Source organism: Citrobacter sp. Cpo090 (assembly GCF_030332665.1).
Lineage (GTDB): Bacteria > Pseudomonadota > Gammaproteobacteria > Enterobacterales > Enterobacteriaceae > Citrobacter > Citrobacter portucalensis.
Genome location: NZ_JAOWHK010000025.1, coordinates 526,944 through 546,048, shown reverse-complemented (window position 1 = coordinate 546,048; position 19,105 = coordinate 526,944). Strand labels below are relative to the sequence as shown.

General features: G+C 51.9%; 20 protein-coding genes. 13 read left to right on the top strand and 7 right to left on the bottom strand.

All coding sequences use genetic code 11. From position 1 onward, the window contains the following. Positions 1–30 precede the first annotated feature (30 nt). The 4 genes from urtB to urtE are packed head-to-tail and all read left to right on the top strand — an operon-like array spanning position 31 to position 4,183. Positions 31–1,605: an urea ABC transporter permease subunit UrtB gene (gene urtB, locus OGY83_RS05155; protein WP_286635403.1), complete on the top strand. Its 1,575-nt coding sequence runs from the start codon at positions 31–33 to the stop codon at positions 1,603–1,605. Then, complete coding sequence (urtC, locus tag OGY83_RS05150) at positions 1,605–2,678, top strand: urea ABC transporter permease subunit UrtC (RefSeq protein ID WP_286635402.1); 1,074 nt, start codon at positions 1,605–1,607, stop codon at positions 2,676–2,678. Before urtB ends, urtC begins: the two co-directional genes overlap by 1 nt. After that, positions 2,678–3,475 (top strand): urea ABC transporter ATP-binding protein UrtD, encoded by a 798-nt coding sequence (urtD, locus tag OGY83_RS05145; RefSeq protein WP_286635401.1) that lies wholly within the window; start codon positions 2,678–2,680, stop codon positions 3,473–3,475. The genes urtC and urtD overlap by 1 nt, the downstream gene beginning before the upstream one ends. A 9-nt stretch (positions 3,476–3,484) precedes the next feature. Continuing rightward, positions 3,485–4,183, top strand: a complete 699-nt coding sequence (gene urtE / locus OGY83_RS05140) for an urea ABC transporter ATP-binding subunit UrtE (protein WP_286635400.1) — start codon at positions 3,485–3,487, stop codon at positions 4,181–4,183. Between the two features lie 40 nt (positions 4,184–4,223). Here the strand turns inward: urtE and ydeE are convergent, their stop codons facing one another. Then, positions 4,224–5,411 carry an efflux MFS transporter YdeE gene (ydeE, locus tag OGY83_RS05135; RefSeq protein ID WP_286635399.1) on the bottom strand — a complete coding sequence of 396 codons (1,188 nt, stop codon included), beginning with the start codon at positions 5,409–5,411 and terminating at the stop codon, positions 4,224–4,226. Positions 5,412–5,609: 198 nt separating this feature from the next. On the opposite strand from ydeE, the gene eamA reads away from it, so the two are divergent. Continuing rightward, positions 5,610–6,509: an O-acetylserine/cysteine exporter gene (eamA, locus tag OGY83_RS05130; protein ID WP_286635398.1), complete on the top strand. Its 900-nt coding sequence runs from the start codon at positions 5,610–5,612 to the stop codon at positions 6,507–6,509. 30 nt (positions 6,510–6,539) lie between these two features. Here the strand turns inward: eamA and marB are convergent, their stop codons facing one another. Genes marB through marR form a run of 3 tightly spaced genes read right to left on the bottom strand, consistent with a single transcriptional unit; the run spans position 6,540 to position 7,625 of the window. After that, complete coding sequence (marB, locus tag OGY83_RS05125) at positions 6,540–6,758, bottom strand: multiple antibiotic resistance protein MarB (RefSeq protein WP_003832934.1); 219 nt, start codon at positions 6,756–6,758, stop codon at positions 6,540–6,542. Positions 6,759–6,788: 30 nt separating this feature from the next. Continuing rightward, a complete protein-coding gene (marA, locus tag OGY83_RS05120; RefSeq protein ID WP_003032424.1) occupies positions 6,789–7,172 on the bottom strand; it encodes an MDR efflux pump AcrAB transcriptional activator MarA in 384 nt (127 codons plus the stop codon). A gap of 18 nt (positions 7,173–7,190) precedes the next feature. Then, a complete protein-coding gene (gene marR, locus OGY83_RS05115) occupies positions 7,191–7,625 on the bottom strand; it encodes a multiple antibiotic resistance transcriptional regulator MarR (RefSeq protein WP_003832935.1) in 435 nt (144 codons plus the stop codon). 257 nt (positions 7,626–7,882) lie between these two features. On the opposite strand from marR, the gene OGY83_RS05110 reads away from it, so the two are divergent. Then, positions 7,883–8,548: a MarC family NAAT transporter gene (locus OGY83_RS05110; protein ID WP_063941584.1), complete on the top strand. Its 666-nt coding sequence runs from the start codon at positions 7,883–7,885 to the stop codon at positions 8,546–8,548. A gap of 43 nt (positions 8,549–8,591) precedes the next feature. Here the strand turns inward: OGY83_RS05110 and OGY83_RS05105 are convergent, their stop codons facing one another. Together OGY83_RS05105 and ptrR are read right to left on the bottom strand one after the other, a co-directional pair. Then, on the bottom strand, positions 8,592–9,788 hold the full coding sequence (locus tag OGY83_RS05105; RefSeq protein ID WP_123267172.1) for a sugar transporter: 1,197 nt from the start codon (positions 9,786–9,788) through the stop codon (positions 8,592–8,594). 222 nt (positions 9,789–10,010) lie between these two features. Beyond that, on the bottom strand, positions 10,011–10,886 hold the full coding sequence (gene ptrR / locus OGY83_RS05100; RefSeq protein WP_003032431.1) for a putrescine utilization regulator PtrR: 876 nt from the start codon (positions 10,884–10,886) through the stop codon (positions 10,011–10,013). A 102-nt stretch (positions 10,887–10,988) separates the two neighbouring features. On the opposite strand from ptrR, the gene sad reads away from it, so the two are divergent. The 7 genes from sad (at position 10,989) to OGY83_RS05065 (ending at position 18,700) form a co-directional block, all read left to right on the top strand. Further along, entirely contained in the window at positions 10,989–12,377 is a 1,389-nt protein-coding gene (sad, locus tag OGY83_RS05095; protein WP_286635397.1) for a succinate-semialdehyde dehydrogenase, read from the top strand. Between the two features lie 103 nt (positions 12,378–12,480). Further along, on the top strand, positions 12,481–14,058 hold the full coding sequence (locus OGY83_RS05090; RefSeq protein WP_286635396.1) for a methyl-accepting chemotaxis protein: 1,578 nt from the start codon (positions 12,481–12,483) through the stop codon (positions 14,056–14,058). Positions 14,059–14,120: 62 nt separating this feature from the next. Beyond that, positions 14,121–15,047, top strand: a complete 927-nt coding sequence (gene glsB, locus OGY83_RS05085) for a glutaminase B (protein WP_123267175.1) — start codon at positions 14,121–14,123, stop codon at positions 15,045–15,047. Beyond that, positions 15,047–15,406, top strand: a complete 360-nt coding sequence (locus OGY83_RS05080) for a DUF4186 domain-containing protein (RefSeq protein ID WP_286635395.1) — start codon at positions 15,047–15,049, stop codon at positions 15,404–15,406. The genes glsB and OGY83_RS05080 overlap by 1 nt, the downstream gene beginning before the upstream one ends. A 79-nt stretch (positions 15,407–15,485) precedes the next feature. Beyond that, complete coding sequence (locus tag OGY83_RS05075; protein ID WP_286635394.1) at positions 15,486–16,013, top strand: GNAT family N-acetyltransferase; 528 nt, start codon at positions 15,486–15,488, stop codon at positions 16,011–16,013. Positions 16,014–16,119: 106 nt separating this feature from the next. Then, a complete protein-coding gene (locus tag OGY83_RS05070; RefSeq protein ID WP_286635393.1) occupies positions 16,120–17,571 on the top strand; it encodes a tagaturonate reductase in 1,452 nt (483 codons plus the stop codon). 214 nt (positions 17,572–17,785) lie between these two features. Next, entirely contained in the window at positions 17,786–18,700 is a 915-nt protein-coding gene (locus OGY83_RS05065; RefSeq protein WP_079937876.1) for a bestrophin family protein, read from the top strand. On the opposite strand, the gene OGY83_RS05060 is transcribed toward OGY83_RS05065, so the two are convergent. Continuing rightward, the gene (locus OGY83_RS05060) at positions 18,697–19,074 is read right to left on the bottom strand and encodes a GFA family protein (RefSeq protein WP_003032441.1); all 378 of its coding nucleotides are present in this window, start codon (positions 19,072–19,074) and stop codon (positions 18,697–18,699) included. The two genes, OGY83_RS05065 and OGY83_RS05060, sit on opposite strands and share 4 nt — an antisense overlap. Between the last annotated feature and the right edge of the window lie 31 nt (positions 19,075–19,105).

Below are 19,105 nucleotides of genomic sequence, written 5' to 3'. Positions count from 1 at the left end.
TGCGGGAGGGTAATGCTTTGGAGAACGCTCATGAAAGCTATGCGCTTTATTCGTGGTGTGTTGTTGCTGATGTGGTTTTTGCCGTGGATAGCGCAGGCCGCAGATGCCGATACCTTTTCCGCCGCCAACCGGACTCAGCAGGCCGCCTTGCTTGAACAATGGGCCGTGAATCCCGATGTTCAGCGCATCCCGCTGCTCAGCGCGCTACGAGAGGAGAACCTGCTGACCGATAGTGCGAAAAATGCCTTCATCATGAACGACCCGCACGTACAGCCGTTAGGAACAGCGACAGCCCCGAACGGCGAACTAAAAAAAATTCGCCTGACTAACCGCCTGCGTAATCTGGTGGCCGGAGCGTTGGCTGTTCATCAACTATTAAGTGACAGTGTCATGGAAAGGAAGGAGGCAGCTCGTACATTACAGCGTGAGGCGCAGCCGGGCATGCTGCCATTTTTACAGCAACGACTGGCTCAGGAGTCAGATGATGATGTGAAATCCGCACTCGCTATTGCTCTGGCAAATCTGCAACTGAGCAGCACCTCGCCAGAGGTCAGGCGTCAGGCAATCGAGCTATTAGGGGCGTCTAATGATCCTGAAACTCAGGCGCGCCTGCAGCCATTCACCCGGGCCGAACATGAACCCGATGCCCGCGTGCGTGCTGCCGCTGGCGAAAGCCTGAATTCCATCGCGCATCGTATGAAGATTGGGGATCTTCTTGGGCAGGCTTTCATGGGGCTGTCACTGGGTTCTATTTTGCTGCTGGCGGCATTGGGTCTGGCGATAACCTATGGATTACTCGGCGTCATCAATATGGCGCATGGCGAAATGTTAATGCTCGGGGCGTACTGTACCTGGATGGTGCAACAGCTGATGGGCCAGTTTTTTCCGCAATGGTTGGCCTGGTATCCGGTTATTGCTCTCCCTGTTGCCTTTTTGCTGACTGCGGCAGTAGGAATGCTTCTGGAGCGCGGGGTGATACGCCATTTATACGGCCGCCCGCTCGAAACGCTGCTGGCGACCTGGGGTATCAGCCTGATGCTCATTCAACTGGTGCGTATGACTTTCGGCGCGCAAAACCTGGAAGTCGCCAATCCTGCATGGCTTTCCGGCGGTATTCAGGTTTATGCCAATCTGATATTGCCATGGAACCGAATAGTGGTGCTTGGCTTTGCCATGCTGGTGCTGTTCTTCACCTGGCTGCTGTTGAATAAAACGCGTCTCGGGCTGCGCGTGCGTGCCGTGACGCAAAATCGCAATATGGCGGCCTGCTGCGGCGTACCCACCGGACGAGTCGATATGCTGGCCTTTGGTCTCGGCTCAGGGATTGCCGGACTGGGAGGCGTGGCGCTCTCGCAATTAGGTAACGTAGGACCGGAACTGGGGCAAAGCTACATTATCGATTCGTTTTTGGTCGTGGTATTGGGCGGCGTTGGGCAGCTTGCCGGGAGCGTGGCTGCGGCATTTGGGCTGGGGATCTTCAATAAAATTCTGGAGCCTCAGGTGGGGGCAGTTCTCGGTAAAATCATGATCCTGGTGCTGATCATTCTGTTTATTCAGAAACGACCTCAGGGACTGTTCGCGCTGAAAGGGAGGGTTATTGACTGATGACGATGCCGATGACAATAAAGCTTGTGCGTAAAGCGCCACGTGTGACACGCGTGCTGGGTCTGGGCTTACTGCTGGCGCTGATTATTCTGCCGTTTCTTGCGCTGTTACCTGCGGAGCATCCGCTGGCCATATCGGTGTGGACGTTGACGCTGGTCGGGAAAATTCTCTGCTATGCCATTGTGGCCGTCGCGCTGGATCTGGTGTGGGGCTATGCCGGAATGCTCTCGCTGGGACACGGTATCTTCTTCGCGCTGGGGGGCTATGCAATGGGGATGTACCTGATGCGTCAGGCTTCCGGCGAAGGATTGCCGGCCTTTATGTCGTTCCTGTCGTGGAGCGAGCTGCCGTGGTTTTGGTGGGGGACGCAACATTTTCTCTGGGCGATGCTGCTGGTTGTTCTGGTGCCGGGCCTGCTGGCGCTGGTATTTGGTTGGTTTGCCTTCCGTTCAAAAATCAAAGGGGTCTATTTCTCCATCATGACCCAGGCCCTGACTTTCGCCGGAATGCTGCTGTTTTTCCGCAATGAAACCGGCTTTGGGGGAAATAACGGTTTTACCGGTTTTACCACCATTCTGGGGTTTCCGGTGACCGCGACGTCAACCAGGATCGCGCTGTTTCTGGCGACGGTTATGCTGCTGGTGCTGGCAATATGGCTGGGACTTGCGCTGGCCCGCAGTAAGTTTGGTCGTATTCTGACCGCCGTGCGCGACGCCGAGAACCGTCTGATGTTCTGTGGTTACGATCCGAAAGGTTTCAAGTTACTGGTGTGGACGCTTTCCGCTGTACTGTGCGGCCTGGCCGGGGCGCTTTATGTCCCGCAGGTAGGGATTATTAACCCCAGCGAAATGTCGCCGACCAACTCGATTGAAGCGGCGATTTGGGTTGCTCTCGGCGGACGCGGAACCCTGATCGGTCCGGTATTTGGCGCCGTACTGGTGAACGGTGCTAAAAGCCTGTTTACCGTCATTATGCCGGAATACTGGCAGCTATTTCTTGGCTTGATTTTTATTGGCGTTACGCTTTTTTTACCCCGTGGTGTGATTGGCCTGTTTCGCAAGGGAGACAAATAATGCAGCCAGATGAAGGACTTTTTACTCGCCAGATGCCGGGCGATCGGTTTCGTGAACAAACGGACCCGGTGCTGCAACTGGAAAAAATTAACGTTAATTTCGACGGATTCCAGGCGTTAACGGATCTCTCGCTCAATATTGGTGTCGGGGAGCTGCGCTGTATTATTGGTCCCAACGGTGCCGGAAAAACGACGTTAATGGATGTCATAACCGGTAAAACCAGACCGCAAAGTGGTCGTGCGATATACGATCAGTCGACCGATTTAACAACGCTGGATCCCATTGCCATTGCACGTCAGGGGATTGGACGGAAATTTCAAAAACCCACGGTATTTGAAGCCTTAACGGTGGAGGAGAACCTGGAACTGGCGCTGAAAAATGATAAATCTGTCTGGGGTTCTCTACGGGCACGACTCTCAGGCGTACAACGGGATCGTATTGATGAAGTACTGGCGCTGTTGCGGCTGGGTAATGAGCGGGCCCGCCGCGCCGGTCTGCTTTCGCATGGGCAAAAACAGTTTCTCGAAATTGGCATGCTGCTGGTACAGGAGCCGCATTTACTGCTACTGGATGAACCCGCGGCGGGGATGACGGATGCGGAAACGGAATACACAGCGGAGCTGTTTCGCCAGCTTGCCGGAAAGCACTCTCTGATGGTTGTTGAGCACGATATGGGATTTGTCGAAACCATTGCCGATCGCGTGACAGTATTACATCAGGGACGTGTCCTCGCTCAGGGGAGCCTTCGCGATGTGCAGGCCAACGAGCAGGTTATTGAAGTCTATCTCGGGCGTTAAGGAGTTCAAATGCTGCAGGTGAAAGAACTGAATCAATATTATGGTGGCAGCCATATTCTGCGCGGGGTGAGCTTTGAAGCGCGTATTGGTGAGGTGACATGTTTGCTGGGACGTAACGGCGTGGGGAAAACAACGCTACTGAAGTGTCTGATGGGGCTTATTCCGGCCCGTAGCGGAAACGTGCTCTGGCAGGAAAAAAATGTCACTCACTGGAAGCCGCATCAGCGGGTCAGGGCCGGTGTGGCATATGTCCCACAGGGCCGCGATATTTTTCCGCGTTTGACGGTAGAAGAGAATCTGCTGCTCGGTCTTTCCCGATTTTCTGCACCGGAGGCCCGACATGTGCCGGATGATATTTACGCGCTCTTTCCGGTTTTACAGGAGATGAAACATCGGCGGGGCGGAGATTTGTCCGGCGGCCAACAGCAGCAACTGGCAATTGGGCGAGCGCTGGCAAGTCGCCCACAGCTGTTGATCCTCGATGAACCCACCGAGGGGATTCAGCCTTCGGTAATTAAAGAGATTGGTCAGGTGATTTCTCAACTGGCACACCGGGGTGATATGGCCATTTTGCTGGTGGAGCAGTTCTATGATTTTGCGCAGCAGCTAGCCGACAAATACCTGCTGATGTCGCGGGGCAGTATTATTCAAAGCGGCGACGGTAAAAATATGGAGGCCGAGGGCGTTCGGGGACTGGTTGCTATCTGAGGTATGCGACAGAGCGGCTTCGGCTCTGTCGCTATACTCATCAGCAGACCGCCGTCTGCCCCCAGGGCTTGACACGCATGCCTTTTATCATGAGCGCCCAGGCAAGAACGATCGCCACTATCAACGCCACAAACAGCGACCATGGTGGCAATGTGGTTAAAATGACGCCGCTGACTAATGGGTTAACCGCTGCGCCAAGCCAGCCCAACGACTGGGCAGAAAAATAGCTGGCTTTCATGCCTGCCGGGGCGATGTTGTCGATAAGCATGTATTCACCCGGTGCGTAAATGACTTCGCCGATAGTGAAAAAGGCAGCAGAAATTCCCCATAACAACAGACTGTTGCCGGAGAAAGCGAAACCGACCAGGCCAACGACAAAGAAGACTGTACCCATTGTCATTAACGGGCGGATATTCGTGGCGGTGAGCCTGCGACCAAGTGCGTATTGCAGTGATACTACGATGGCGGCGTTAACGGGCAGGACCACCGCGACGACTTTCTCGGCAAAATCTCCGTCAGCAACCACCATAACGTATTGCGAAATACAGGACGCAAAAGCACCACCAACAAACGATGCCAGAAAGGCCGACAACGTAAACCAGAATAATGCCCGGTCACGCAGGAGTACCGATGGGGACCACACTGCGGCGTTTAAACCTTCTGATGGTGCTGTCGAACGTTTTACCCAGGTCTGGATAAACACCAGTGGCAATGCTGAACAGGCGGCAGCCAGCCAGAATGGCAGGTTAATGCTTTGCATCACCAGCAGCGTGCCCAGCGGTGGACCAACGGTCCAGCCAATATTCAGCACGGTATAGTTAAGCGAGAAAATTTTAGTCTTGTTGGTAGCAGACAGATTATCGGCAAACCAGGCCTTCAGCACCGTGGCGAAGACGGAGTACGCGCAGTTGATCAGAGCAAAGAGCAAAACTACCACCACCACGTTATGCACCAGTGGGATCGCAATAAAGCCGGACGCAAAGCCACAAATTGCCAGCAGCATATAGCGTTTTTTATCAAACTTGTCGGCCAGAATACCAAAGCCAAGGCTGAACACCACGCCAATGGTCAGCGCGACAGTCATCGCATAGCCGATCAGGTCGACGCTCAGATGATACTGCCGACTGAGGTAAATCGTCATAAATGGCAGAGTGGCGCCACGGCCAATTGTTAATAACAAAGATGACGCGAGTAACGCGAGAGTGGACCTTCTCAGAGAGATATTCATTTTCCTGCCCGACAATGCATGTTGTTATGTTTTTTTTAGATATAAGAAACAAATAGCATGCAAAAACTGTGATGTACACTCAATAAGTTGTCTGAAAATGCCTTGCAAGGCCTACCTGAAATAATGATCTGTTACGGCACAACGATTTCCGTTACTTTAACTTGTTTACAAAAATTTAATATTTGCAGGGGCGGTGGTATGTCGCGTAAAGACGGATTATTAGCGTTACTGGTCGTTGTGGTTTGGGGACTGAACTTTGTGGTCATCAAAGTGGGGCTGCATAATATGCCCCCCTTAATGCTGGCAGGGCTGCGTTTTTTACTGGTGGCGTTCCCGGCAATACTCTTTGTTGCCAGGCCGAAAATCCCACTTTCGCTGTTGCTCGGCTATGGGCTAACCATCAGTTTTGGGCAGTTTGCGTTTCTCTTTAGCGCTATCAAATTCGGTATGCCCGCCGGGTTAGCTTCTCTGGTATTGCAGGCTCAGGCGTTTTTCACCATCATTCTTGGGGCATTTGCCTTTGGCGAACGTCTGCAGGGTAAACAGCTGGTAGGCATTGCGCTGGCGGTATTTGGCGTGCTGGTGCTGATTGAGGCCAGTCTGAACGGGCAGCATGTTGGCATGCTCGGTTTTATGCTGACGCTGGCGGCGGCGCTAAGCTGGGCCTGCGGCAATATCTTTAACAAAAAAATCATGCAGCATACATCGCGTCCGGCCGTAATGTCCTTGGTGGTATGGAGCGCGTTAATCCCCATTGTTCCGTTCTTCCTCGCATCATTGATTCTCGATGGTCCAACGCAAATGACCCAAAGCCTGGTAGCGATAGATATGACAACCATTCTGTCACTGGTTTATCTGGCGTTTGTGGCGACCATCGTGGGTTATGGCATCTGGGGTTCGTTACTCGGACGCTATGAGACCTGGCGGGTAGCACCGTTATCGCTGTTGGTGCCGGTTGTCGGGCTGGCGAGTGCAGTCGTGTTGCTGGATGAAACGCTGACCGGATTGCAACTGCTCGGTGCGCTACTGATCATGGCAGGGTTGTATATCAATGTGTTTGGCTTTCGGTTGCGTAAGGTTGCGTCGGTGAGGGGCTAAAAAAAGCCCCGCAGTGGCGGGGCAATATAATTACAGGTTGCGCATATTGTAATAAGGCACACCTAATTCGTCGGACTTGTCGCTGCCTGCGCCCATATGATTAAAATCGAACGGGGACTGATCGTGCGCAGGGGGCATAATCATCGCGTCGCGACTGTTCTGGGTGGCAGGTTGCGCGGTCTGTTCCGCCATGCTCTGGCCCGAAACAACAAACAGCAGGGCCAGCATTGCATAAGACAGAAGTTTCATGATTTCCTCGGTTACGTCGTTAACTGGCGATTAGCAATTACATTGATTGAGTGGAAGTAAATAGCGCGATTCGCCATGCATATTCGTCATACGGTATTTATGCGGCGGAACATCAAAATAGTTTTTGAATGTCCGGGTCAGCGTCTGCTGAGACTCAAAACCGTAACGCTCTGCCAGATAAAGAATGGGCTCGTTACTTTCTTTTAATTTTTGCGCTATTTCAGTCATTTTACGGCTGCGAATGTATTGACCCAGTGAATGACCGGTTTCTTTTTTAAACATCCGTTGCAGGTGCCATTTGGAGTAACCTGAACGCTCTGACACTTTTTCCAGTGAGAGCGGCGATTCAAGGTTATTTTCGATCCAGTCCAAAATGCTATGAATAGTGATTGTGTCAGTATTGCGTCTGGACATCGTCATACCTCTTTCTGTTTACGGCAGGATTCTCTTAAGCAAGTGCTCAAGTGTGGCTACTTCATCCGCCGTTAAGTTTTTTGTTAGTTCCTGGTGCAGGTCTTGCCCTACTAATTGATGACACTGCTCGCAAATTGCTGCGCCATGCTCGGTGAGTTTCACCAGCACGCCACGCTTATCATGTGGATTCGGAAGCCTTTCTATCCAGCCTTTACAGGCCAGTCTGTCCAGCATCCGCGTCAGGGCGCCAAGGTCGACAGACAGCACTTTTTTCAATTCGACAGGGGTGATGCACACCGCGCAACGGATGGAGCAGAGCACCTTGAACTGCGATGCCGTGATATCCAGCGGTGACAGATAGTCGTTTAACAAACGATCTTTTTTCTGATTAACCATATAGATCAAACGACCCAGTGGGATGATTTCGTTAAACAGATCACTGGTGTTTTTCACAATGGTTGCCCTGGCAAGTAGTTAGTCACGGCTGATATTATTGCTTAGGCAAATATAAGTCAAACGAATGGATCCGCAAATGCCACGTTTTGCTAAATCATCAGACTTAATACCTGGCGAGTGGAATTTTAACGGTTTGATAATTATGGTTTATACGTGCGGATGAAAAATGAATCCTTACACCACGAAAATGGCTTATCTCGCGGATTTCACCGTATACTTGCCGTTGACGATTAACGCACAGGAAAGATGACATTATGATGGACTTGTTTAAAGCAATAGGACTGGGGCTGGTAGTCCTGTTACCGTTGGCAAACCCGTTAACCACCGTGGCGTTGTTCCTTGGCCTTGCAGGCAATATGAACAGCGCAGAGCGTAACCGTCAGTCACTCATGGCGTCCGTTTACGTGTTTGCCATCATGATGGTGGCGTACTATGCCGGGCAACTTGTGATGAATACCTTCGGGATTTCGATTCCCGGGCTACGTATCGCGGGTGGGTTAATCGTTGCGTTTATCGGCTTTCGGATGCTGTTTCCGCAGCAGAAGGCGCATGATTCTCCGGAAGCGAGAAGCAAGTCAGAAGAGCTGGAAGACGAACCTACTGCCAATATCGCCTTTGTACCGCTGGCTATGCCAAGCACTGCCGGTCCGGGGACGATTGCGATGATCATCAGTTCCGCGTCAACCGTGCGTCATGGCTCCGAATTTCCGGACTGGGTGATCATGATCGCGCCGCCGATTATTTTTGCGGTTGTCGGGATTATCCTGTGGGGCTGTTTGCGCAGTTCCGGGGGGATCATGCGCCTGGTCGGCAAAGGTGGTATCGAAGCGATTTCTCGTTTGATGGGCTTCTTGCTGGTGTGTATGGGTGTGCAGTTTATTATTAACGGCGTACTGGAAATTATTAAAACCTACGCTTAGAACACTATGCCCGGTAATCGGTAATGTCTACCGGGCACATTTTTTACGAATGCTGAGGTTGTTCTTCCAGCGATACCGGCCATTTACGAAAAATAATCACCGACCATATCAACGCCACCAGGGCAGGCACTGCACCAACGTAACCAATCGTAGACATCGACCAGTGCAAACTCACCTGATTGCCTACCAGCGCGCCAGCGCCAATACCGATATTAAAGATACCTGAGAACAGTGCCATTGCGACGTCAGTTGCATCAGGAGCAAGCGCCAGCACTTTCACCTGCATACCCAGACCTATCAGCATGATGGCAACGCCCCAGAAAATACTCAGGATAGCAAGGTGCATTTCGCTGTCAGCAGCGGGAAGTAACAGCATAAGGCATACCGTCAACAGGGCAATGGCACTGCTAATCAGCACGGACGCATGCAAATTACCTAGCTTACCGAAAATGACGCTACCGACAATTCCCGCGCCACCCAGAACCAGCAACAGTACGGTAGCAAAGTTTGCGCTCAGGCCTGCGACGGTCTGTACAAACGGCTCGATATAGCTGTAGGCCGTGTAATGCGCGGTGACCACAATCACCGTCAGTAGATACAGGCTCATCAATGCTGGGCGATGGAATAACACGGGTAGGCTTTTTAAAGAGCCAGAGTGCTCACTGGGTAGTTTGGGCAGGAGCTTAATCAGGCAAAGCAGGGTTACTAACGCCCCCATACCGATGGCGAAAAAGGTCGTGCGCCAGCCAAAATACTGACCGACGATACGCCCGATGGGCAGCCCCAACACCATCGCCAGTGCGGTGCCAGTGGCAATCAGGCTGAGAGCCTGTGCGCGTTTCCCGGCAGGAGCCAGACGAATTGCCAGCGATGCGGTGATCGACCAGAAAATCGCGTGCGCAAAGGCAATACCAATACGGCTAATCACCAGCACGGTAAAATTCCATGCCAGGAAAGAGAGTACATGGCTGGCGATAAACACAACAAACAGGCAAATCAGAAGTTTTCGGCGCTCCACCTGGCTGGTGAGCAACATAAAGGGGAGTGACATCAGGGCGACAACCCAGGCGTAGATCGTCAGCATGATCCCGACCTGAGCGGTCTGCATATTGAAGCTTTGTGCGATGTCGGACAGCAAGCCGACAGGGACAAACTCTGTGGTATTGAAAATAAAACCGGCAATGGCAAGCGTAACTACCCGTAGCCACGCGACCTTGCGGGAAACAGTGTCTGTTGTCATATCAAATAAGAGGATTAGCTGCGAAAAGGTAAGGCCACGATCTTAAAACGTTTGCTGGCGAAAATACAATCATTTTGTGATGCGGATCTCATTTCATTGGCAGGGCGCCACAATTTGCTGCCGAACATTTCTCGTATTTTTAACTATTTCAATAATAATGAAATTCCGGGTGTATGACTTCACCCGGATTTACAGGTATTCATGTTCTTTGAGGATCGTCAGTTACTCCGGGCTCTGTGATAACTGAGGGTTCAATACCTCAATAAACGCCTCCAGCTGCCGTGTCATTGCACCTCTGCGCCAGACCAGCCATGTATTCAGCCAGCGCCAGTTCTCGCTTAGCGGCCAGGCGTTGACCTGATGATGTCCAGGCATGCTCTCCAGCATCGAACGCGGGATCAGTGCGATACCAGCGCCGGCAATGACACAGGCCAGCATACCGTGATATGACTCCATTTCATGAATGGTGCCGGGCATGGCGCGATCGGCATGAAACCAGCTTTCAAAATGGCGGCGATAGGAACAGTTGGCGCGAAAGGCGTAAATACTGCAACCGTTAACGTCGCTGGCCCGCTGAATGGGGGGATGACCGTTAGGCGTGACAATCATCATCTCTTCGCGGTAGACCGGCATTCCTTCAAGTCCCGGATGGGTAATTGGGCCATCGACAAAGGCAGCGTTCAATGTACCGTCGAGCACGCCGTCCAGCATTGTGCCTGAAGGACCTGTCGCCAACGCGAACTGAATTTTAGGGTAACGCTGGTTATATTCAGCCAGCGTGGCGGGGATGCGTACTGCTGCTGTACTTTCAAGCGAGCCGAGAGAGAAGAGTCCTTGTGGCTCATCCCCAGCGACCACCATCCTTGCTTCTTCAACCAGTGCCAGGATCCGCTGGCTGTAGCGCAAAAAGTTATGCCCGGACGGGGAAAGCCGCAGACGCTGGTTTTCACGAATAAACAGATCGACGCCCAGGTCGGCTTCAAGCTGACGTATACGGGTGGTGAGATTGGAAGGCACGCGATGCACCTTCGCGGCGGCCTGCGTAATACTGCCAGTCTCCGCGACGGCATTGAACATTTCCAGCTGCGTCAGATCCATAATCTTCTCTATTCGTGAATGGTATGGTTAATATTATTCATTTTTCAGAAAGAGTAAATATGCTCATGATATAACCATACCCTGCGATAAAGAGAGGCACTTATGACTATCACAGCAGCAACACATGCGATTTCCGTTGACCCTGCCAGCGGTGAAAGGCTAACGGCGACACCGTGGGCCAGCGCGAAAGAGATTGATCATGCGCTGAACCTTGCGGCGAATGGCTATAGCGAATGGAAACGCACTTCCGTTGAGCACCGTGCGCAAACGCTACGCCATATCGGGCAGGCTCTGCGCCATCGTGCGGAAGAGATGGCGCAGTGTATCTCACGTGAAATGGGTAAACCCATTAAGCAGGCGCGTGCTGAAGTCGCCAAATCAGCTGCGTTGTGTGACTGGTATGCCGAGCATGGACCGGCGATGCTCAGTCCGGAACCCACGCTGGTGGAAAATAACCAGGCGGTGATTGAGTATCGTCCGGTAGGAACCATTCTGGCGATCATGCCGTGGAACTTCCCGCTCTGGCAGGTAATGCGAGGTGCCGTCCCGATTCTGTTGGCCGGAAATGGTTACCTGCTAAAGCATGCACCTAACGTAACCGGCTGTGCTGCAATTATTGCGCAGGTTTTCGCTGATGCTGGTGTACCCGCGGGGGTTTATGGGTGGGTGAATGCCGATAACGCCGGGGTCAGCCAGATGATCAATGACCCGCGCATTACGGCGGTAACGGTGACAGGCAGTGTACGTGCCGGTGCGGCGATTGGCGCCCAGGCGGGTGCCGCTCTGAAAAAATGTGTGCTTGAACTGGGCGGCTCCGACCCGTTTATTGTCCTCAATGATGCTGACCTCGATCTGGCCGTTAAGGCGGCGGTCGCCGGGCGTTATCAGAACACCGGGCAGGTTTGTGCGGCAGCCAAACGCTTTATTATCGAAGAAGGGATCGCGGCAGAATTTACTTCACGCTTTGTGGCCGCCGCAAGCGCGCTCAAAATGGGCGATCCGCTGAACGAAGAAAACGATCTGGGGCCGATGGCGCGATTTGATCTGCGTGATGAGTTGCACCAGCAGGTTGAAGCCACCCTTGCTGAAGGAGCGCGGTTACTTCTCGGCGGGGAAAAAATTGCCGGTCAGGGCAACTACTATGCCGTGACGGTACTGGGCGATGTCACCCCTGAAATGACGGCGTTCCGCCAGGAGCTGTTTGGTCCGGTGGCGGCAATTACCGTGGCGAAGAATGCGGAACATGCTTTAGCGCTGGCGAATGACAGTGATTTCGGCTTATCCGCCACGGTGTTTACTGCCGATGAAGCACTGGCACAGAAGATGGCGTCACGCCTGGAGTGTGGTGGCGTATTTATCAATGGTTACAGCGCCAGCGATGCCCGCGTTGCGTTTGGTGGTGTGAAGAAAAGTGGTTTTGGCCGCGAGCTTTCGCACTTTGGCCTGCATGAGTTTTGTAACGTGCAGACCGTCTGGAAAAACCGCCTTTGATGGTGTAGGTGCCTCCGCTGGGGGCACCTGTCTTATTTCTGCAATTTTTCTGTCATTTACTCTCCGTACACTCGCGTCTAACGCTTTGATACAGAAGAGTAATATGAACATAACGCAAATTTCCCATCGTCTTATACCCCGTCAGTTTGGTCTGTTAACCGGCATTTTTTGCATTATTGCGCTGTTCTCTGTTTTGCAGGTTGTGTCCTCCTTGATGCTCTCGGCCTCTGTCAGCGATGCGCAACATAATGAAGGGCGTAATCAACTCGCGCTTTTGCAGCAGGCAAAGGTTGATGAAGCGCGGGTGGCGTTATTATCTGCCAGCGATTTACTTAACCGGGCGGGGATTTATTTTATGCAGGATGCTGCCACCGGTTCAGACGGGAGTTGGCGTCCGTTAATGGAAGAGGCGTATCGGGCGCTGGCGCAGTCAAAAAGTGCATGGGATGCCTGGCGGGATCTGAAGCCGCAACCGGACCCGGATCTAACGGAGAGCTATCAGCGTTTTTATAGCGGTATTCAGGAGCAGGCGGACGGTCTGATGCAGTCAGGTTCCATTGATGCGTTTTTTGCCGTACCCGTGCAGGCCTTTCAGACAGACTTTAACGGTAATTACGCCCGCTTTCAGCAGGACAGTGGGCGACATGCGGAAGCTGGACGTCAGCAGCTGTTGACCAGTCTTGAGCGTTTACAGAATCTATTTTTGTTTATTCCTCTGGTGCTGGTGGTTATCGCCTTTCTGGTCTGGCGCAGTATGTTCCGTTGGGTGATTATGCCGCTGCGCCGGCTGATCGATCATATCGATATTTTAGCGGCCGGGGATCTGTCTCGTCCGGCCCCGCAGGTGAGTCAGTTTAATCGGGAAGTGGCGCAATTAAGTTCACGTATTGCTGCAATGCAGCAGGGGCTCTGTGCGCTGGTGCGGCAGGTGAATGATGCCACCACCGCAATGGTAGGAAATATCAACGAACTTGCGCAGAACAATAAACAGCTATACCAGCAGTCGGCAAAACAAAGTGAAGAGTTAAGTACTGTGACATCGCATATTTCGGTTCTGGAAACGCATGTTGAGGATAACAGTGGTTTTGCTGAACTGGCGAATCAACGCGCAGTGCAGGCGCGTGATATTGCGGCAGGCGGAGACCGAATGATGGCGACGGTAAATGCGTCAATGCAGGCGATTGTGACTCGCTCGTCTGAAATGCGAGGGATTACAACGCTTATTGACAACATTGCATTTCAGACAAATATCCTGGCTCTCAACGCGGCAATCGAGGCAGCGCATGCTGGGGAGCAAGGGCGCGGGTTTGCCGTGGTTGCGAAAGAAGTTGGACTGCTGGCGCGAAAAAGCGGTCAGTCTACGCAAAACATTCAGACACTGATTAAACACTCGTTACAGGGCATTGAAGAGGGCTTTCAGGCGGTTAACGGACTTGATAAGAATTTACAGCAGGTTATTTCGTTGGTGGAAAACCTCGGCGCGTTACTGAACGACATTTCGACTGCAACGTTAAATCAGGGGAACAGTATTCACCAGTTAACCCGTCAGCTTCATGTACTGAACGGCGAAGCCCGACAAACCAGTGACCTGGTAAATGCTGCATCTGATTCTTCCTTACTGCTTCACCATGAATCTAATCAGCTTATGCAGGCCGTGGCCAGATTCCGCCTTCCGGCCTGACGTTGCGTATTCAGCTCTGTTATACTCGCAGGCCTTTCATACCTGCGAGCAAGGAGCATGTTGTGGCCAGGGCCATGGACAATTCAATTTTAGAGACCATTGTGCAGCAGGTTCGTCCGCTGATTGGTCAGGGTAAAGTCGCTGATTACATTCCTGCATTAGCTTCCGTGGACGGTTCAAAACTGGGTATTGCCATTTGCACCGTTGATGGACAGCACTATCAGGCGGGAGATGCGCAAGAACGTTTTTCTATTCAGTCGATTTCAAAGGTGCTCAGTCTGGTCGTGGCGATGCGTCACTATCAGGAAGAGGAGATCTGGCAGCGCGTAGGCAAAGATCCTTCTGGTCATCCTTTTAACTCCCTGGTACAGCTGGAAATGGAGCAGGGTATCCCTCGCAATCCCTTTATTAACGCCGGGGCGCTGGTGGTTTGCGATATGCTGCAAGGACGTCTGAGTGCACCGCGTCAACGGATGCTGGAAGTGGTGCGGGCATTAAGCGGTGTTTCGGATATCGCGTATGACACGACGGTTGCACGATCAGAGTTTGAGCACTCGGCACGCAACGCTGCTATTGCCTGGCTGATGAAATCCTTCGGCAATTTTCACCATGACGTGACCACCGTTTTGCAAAATTACTTTCACTACTGCGCGCTGAAAATGAGCTGCGTGGAACTGGCACGAACCTTTGTCTTTTTAGCAAATCAAGGACATGCCTTTCATCTTACGGATCCTGTGGTCACACCGATGCAGGCCAGGCAGATAAACGCACTGATGGCGACCAGCGGCATGTATCAGAACGCAGGGGAATTTGCCTGGCGGGTCGGGCTTCCGGCGAAATCAGGCGTGGGTGGCGGTATCGTGGCGATAGTGCCTCACGAGATGGCGATTGCTGTCTGGAGTCCGGAACTGGATCCGGCGGGAAATTCACTGGCCGGTATCGCCGTGCTGGAGCAATTAACACAACAGCTGGGGCGCTCGGTTTACTGATGAAAACGCTCGATCCTCTTTTTGCCCGACTGGCGAAATCAACGTTTCGCTCGCGGTTTCGTCTTGGTCAGAAAGAAAGGCAGTATTGTCTGGATAAAGGTGCGCCTGTCATCGAGCAACATGCTGCGGATTTTATTGCTAAACGACTGGCACCGGCGTTTCCCGTCAATGATGGTAAACAGACTCCCATGCGGGGTCACCCGGTATTTATCGCTCAACATGCTACGGCGACGTGCTGTCGAGGGTGTCTGGCGAAATGGCATGATATACCTGAGGGCGTAACGTTAAACGATGAACAGCAACGTTACGTTGTCACGGTTATTTACCACTGGTTAGTGCTCCAAATGAATAAGCCATAGATAACTTTATCCTATGATACGCCCCTTGTGTTATGTAATTGTTAAAAGCAGTATGAAGGGGTCAATCTAAGGAGAAACCATGGCTTCCGGCAAACCCTGCTTTGTGCTGAGCGCGGCACAGATTCTGTCGCGAATCGACGAGCTCAGCGATGTTCTTGAACGGTGCGTCAATGACGGCGCCTCCATCAGTTTTATGCTGCCCTTTAATCGAGAAAAATCAGAGCCTTTCTGGATAAACATCGCGCAAAGTGTTTCTCGCGGAGAACGGATCGTTCTTGGTACGCAGAACGCGCAGGGGGCGCTTGTCGGTACCATCCAACTCATTATCGATCAACCCGAAAATCAACCTCATCGTGCTGATGTCGCCAAACTGCTGGTTCACCCCTCAGCGCGACGCGGTGGCCTGGCCCGTGATTTGATGACCGAACTGGAAAATTGCGCGCGTCAACAAGGTAAAACGCTGCTGGTGCTTGATACGGCGACGGGCAGTGGCGCGGAGTTGTTCTACCACAATTGCGGGTGGAAAAAGATAGGGGTGATACCTGATTACGCCCAAATGCCCGATGGGACGCTGACCGGGACCACACTTTTCTATAAAACGCTCTAATTTGTCGCCGGGGATTGATCAAAACAGGGTTTCAATGTATTAAAGTTTGCTAACCTATTGGACCAATTCAATCAGGTTGTATGACTAATCATAAAGGGAACCCATTGTGCAAACACTAAATCGTCGCGATTTCCCCGGTGCTCAGTATCCTGAACGCATTATTCAGTTTGGTGAAGGAAACTTCCTGCGCGCCTTTGTAGACTGGCAGGTTGATCTGCTGAACGAACATACCGATCTGAACGCTGGCGTGGTCATTGTTCGTCCTATCGAAAGCACCTTCCCGCCATCGCTGAGTACGCAGGATGGCCTCTATACCACTATCATTCGTGGTTTGAATGAGAAGGGCGAGGCTGTTAGCGATGCCCGTCTAATTCGTTCAGTTAACCGTGAAATCAGCGTCTATAGCGAATACGATGAGTTCCTGAAACTGGCGCATAATCCTGATATGCGTTTTGTGTTCTCTAACACCACGGAAGCAGGTATCAGTTACCACGCGGGTGATAAGTTTGACGACGCGCCAGCGGTAAGTTATCCGGCTAAACTGACGCGTCTGCTGTTCGAACGCTTCAGCTATTTTAACGGCGCATTGGATAAAGGCTGGATTATCATCCCTTGCGAACTGATTGATTACAACGGTGATGCACTGCGTGAACTGGTTCTGCGCTACGCTCAGGAATGGGCGTTGCCGGAAGCGTTTATTCAGTGGCTGGATCAGGCCAATGCATTTTGCTCCACGCTGGTGGACCGTATTGTTACCGGCTATCCGCGTGATGAGGTAGCTAAGCTCGAAGCTGAACTGGGCTATCATGATGCTTTCCTCGACACCGCAGAACATTTCTATCTGTTTGTCATTCAGGGGCCGAAGTCATTAGCCGCAGAACTACGTCTGGATAAGTATCCGCTGAATGTCCTGATCGTGGATGACATCAAACCGTACAAAGAGCGCAAAGTGGCGATTCTCAACGGTGCTCACACCGCGCTGGTCCCTGTTGCATGGCAGGCAGGGTTGGACACAGTGGGCGAGGCGATGAATGACGCAGAAATTTGCGCCTTCGTGGAGAAAGCGATCTATGAAGAGATCATTCCGGTACTGGATTTACCACGTGATGAGTTAGCTTCTTTTGCCAGCGCGGTAACCGGTCGATTCTGCAACCCGTATATCAAGCATCAGCTGCTATCTATTGCCCTGAATGGCATGACCAAATTCCGCACCCGTATATTGCCGCAACTGCTTGCAGGGCAACAGGCTAGCGGTAAACTGCCGGCGCGTCTGACGTTTGCGCTTGCTGCGTTAATTGCTTTTTATCGTGGAGAGCGCAACGGTGAGTCTTATCCGGTTCAGGATGATGCGCACTGGATTGAACGCTTTCAACAGCTGTGGTCCCAGCATCGCGATCGCCAGATAAGCACCGAAGCGTTGGTCAAATCTGTACTGGGTGTTAAAGAGCACTGGGAACAAGATCTGACGCAAGTTTCTGGACTGGTGGAACAGGTCTCTGCCGATCTGGATACCATTCTGGCAAAAGGTATGCGTGAAGCCGTTAAGCCACTGTGCTAAGACGACTATCGATGACCCGGCTCAGGCCGGGTTTTTTAGGGTATTAATTAGTTACAACATACTATTGTCTATTAAATATGGAGCCATTCTGTAGCTCAAGTGCGGAGTTGTTCTGGCAGGATGAAAGGTTGTTTAGTTAATGTTGCGATTAACTTGCAACATTGATCGCGATCACGTCTAATGTGACGGATTTCACATTTTCCCGAAGATAACCATGATCGTTCGCCCCCAACAACACTGGATACGTCTGATATTCGTCTGGCACGGTTCCGTATTATCCAAAATATTTTCACGTCTGCTGCTGAACTTCCTGCTTTCCATTGCCGTTATTATCATGTTGCCCTGGTATACGATGCTGGGCATAAAATTTACCCTTGCGCCGTTCAGCATTCTCGGCGTGGCGATTGCGATCTTTTTAGGTTTTCGCAATAACGCCTGCTACTCACGTTATGTCGAAGCCCGACACCTGTGGGGGCAGTTGATGATTGCTTCCCGATCGCTTCTGCGTGAGGTAAAAACCACCTTACCGGACGATGCAGAACTGGGACAGTTTGTGCGTCTACAAATCGCATTTGCCCACTGTTTACGCATGACGTTACGTCGAAACCCACAGGCGGAGCCGTTGGCCAAATATCTCAGCGCGAAAGATCTGCAGACGGTATTTGCCGCACAATCTCCGGCAAACCGCATTTTGTTGCTGATGGGCGAGTGGCTGGCCGTACGCAGACGAGATGGACAGCTGTCCGATATATTATTTCATAGTTTAAACAACAGATTAAATGATATGTCGGCAGTACTGGCAGGTTGTGAGCGAATCGCGAATACACCAGTTCCGTTTGCTTATACTTTGATCCTTCATCGCACGGTGTACCTGTTTTGTATCATGCTGCCGTTCGCCTTAGTGGTGGATCTGCACTACATGACGCCGTTTATTTCAGTGCTTATTTCCTATACTTTTATCTCGCTCGATACGCTTGCGGAAGAACTTGAAGATCCGTTTGGTACTGAGAACAATGACCTGCCGCTGGATGCGATTTGCAATGCGATCGAAATCGATTTACTGCAAATGAACGATGAAACAAATGTGCCAGCAAAACAGATGCCGGATAAGCACTATCAACTCACTTAGCGCCGTTCGTTTTGCCACCACGCGGGTTGCATATCGGAAAACGAATGAAACTCCGGCGCAAGGTCTTCATCGTTAGGATCGTCAAAAGCACCGGCTAAAAGTGCAATGACCGGGGCGTCATCGATGGCGCCCACGGAACTGCCGCACTGAGGGCAAAAGGCCCGACTGGTCGTTTCTGATGAGCGCCAGGTTGTCGGTTTTCCGGCTTTTCCCGTCCATTCTACATTTTCTGCATCAAACTCAATCCAGACGACGGTCGGGGCACCCGTATGTTTCCGGCATATGTCGCAGGAGCAGGTATGGGAATTATTAGGACTGCTGGCTGTGAAACGGATCGAGCCACACAGACACCCACCAATGTAGACTTTAGACATAACAACCCCCGTCAGAAACATGTTGCAAGAC

Excerpts from the sequence above, each read along its gene's own strand:
- urtB (WP_286635403.1), top strand. The coding sequence starts at position 31 with ATGAAAGCTATGCGCTTTATTCGTGGTGTGTTGTTGCTGATGTGGTTT.
- urtC (WP_286635402.1), top strand. The coding sequence starts at position 1,605 with ATGACGATGCCGATGACAATAAAGCTTGTGCGTAAAGCGCCACGTGTG.
- urtD (WP_286635401.1), top strand. The coding sequence starts at position 2,678 with ATGCAGCCAGATGAAGGACTTTTTACTCGCCAGATGCCGGGCGATCGG.
- urtE (WP_286635400.1), top strand. The coding sequence starts at position 3,485 with ATGCTGCAGGTGAAAGAACTGAATCAATATTATGGTGGCAGCCATATT.
- ydeE (WP_286635399.1), bottom strand. The coding sequence starts at position 5,411 with ATGAATATCTCTCTGAGAAGGTCCACTCTCGCGTTACTCGCGTCATCT.
- eamA (WP_286635398.1), top strand. The coding sequence starts at position 5,610 with ATGTCGCGTAAAGACGGATTATTAGCGTTACTGGTCGTTGTGGTTTGG.
- marB (WP_003832934.1), bottom strand. The coding sequence starts at position 6,758 with ATGAAACTTCTGTCTTATGCAATGCTGGCCCTGCTGTTTGTTGTTTCG.
- marA (WP_003032424.1), bottom strand. The coding sequence starts at position 7,172 with ATGTCCAGACGCAATACTGACACAATCACTATTCATAGCATTTTGGAC.
- OGY83_RS05110 (WP_063941584.1), top strand. The coding sequence starts at position 7,883 with ATGATGGACTTGTTTAAAGCAATAGGACTGGGGCTGGTAGTCCTGTTA.
- OGY83_RS05105 (WP_123267172.1), bottom strand. The coding sequence starts at position 9,788 with ATGACAACAGACACTGTTTCCCGCAAGGTCGCGTGGCTACGGGTAGTT.
- ptrR (WP_003032431.1), bottom strand. The coding sequence starts at position 10,886 with ATGGATCTGACGCAGCTGGAAATGTTCAATGCCGTCGCGGAGACTGGC.
- sad (WP_286635397.1), top strand. The coding sequence starts at position 10,989 with ATGACTATCACAGCAGCAACACATGCGATTTCCGTTGACCCTGCCAGC.
- OGY83_RS05090 (WP_286635396.1), top strand. The coding sequence starts at position 12,481 with ATGAACATAACGCAAATTTCCCATCGTCTTATACCCCGTCAGTTTGGT.
- OGY83_RS05080 (WP_286635395.1), top strand. The coding sequence starts at position 15,047 with ATGAAAACGCTCGATCCTCTTTTTGCCCGACTGGCGAAATCAACGTTT.
- OGY83_RS05075 (WP_286635394.1), top strand. The coding sequence starts at position 15,486 with ATGGCTTCCGGCAAACCCTGCTTTGTGCTGAGCGCGGCACAGATTCTG.
- OGY83_RS05065 (WP_079937876.1), top strand. The coding sequence starts at position 17,786 with ATGATCGTTCGCCCCCAACAACACTGGATACGTCTGATATTCGTCTGG.
- OGY83_RS05060 (WP_003032441.1), bottom strand. The coding sequence starts at position 19,074 with ATGTCTAAAGTCTACATTGGTGGGTGTCTGTGTGGCTCGATCCGTTTC.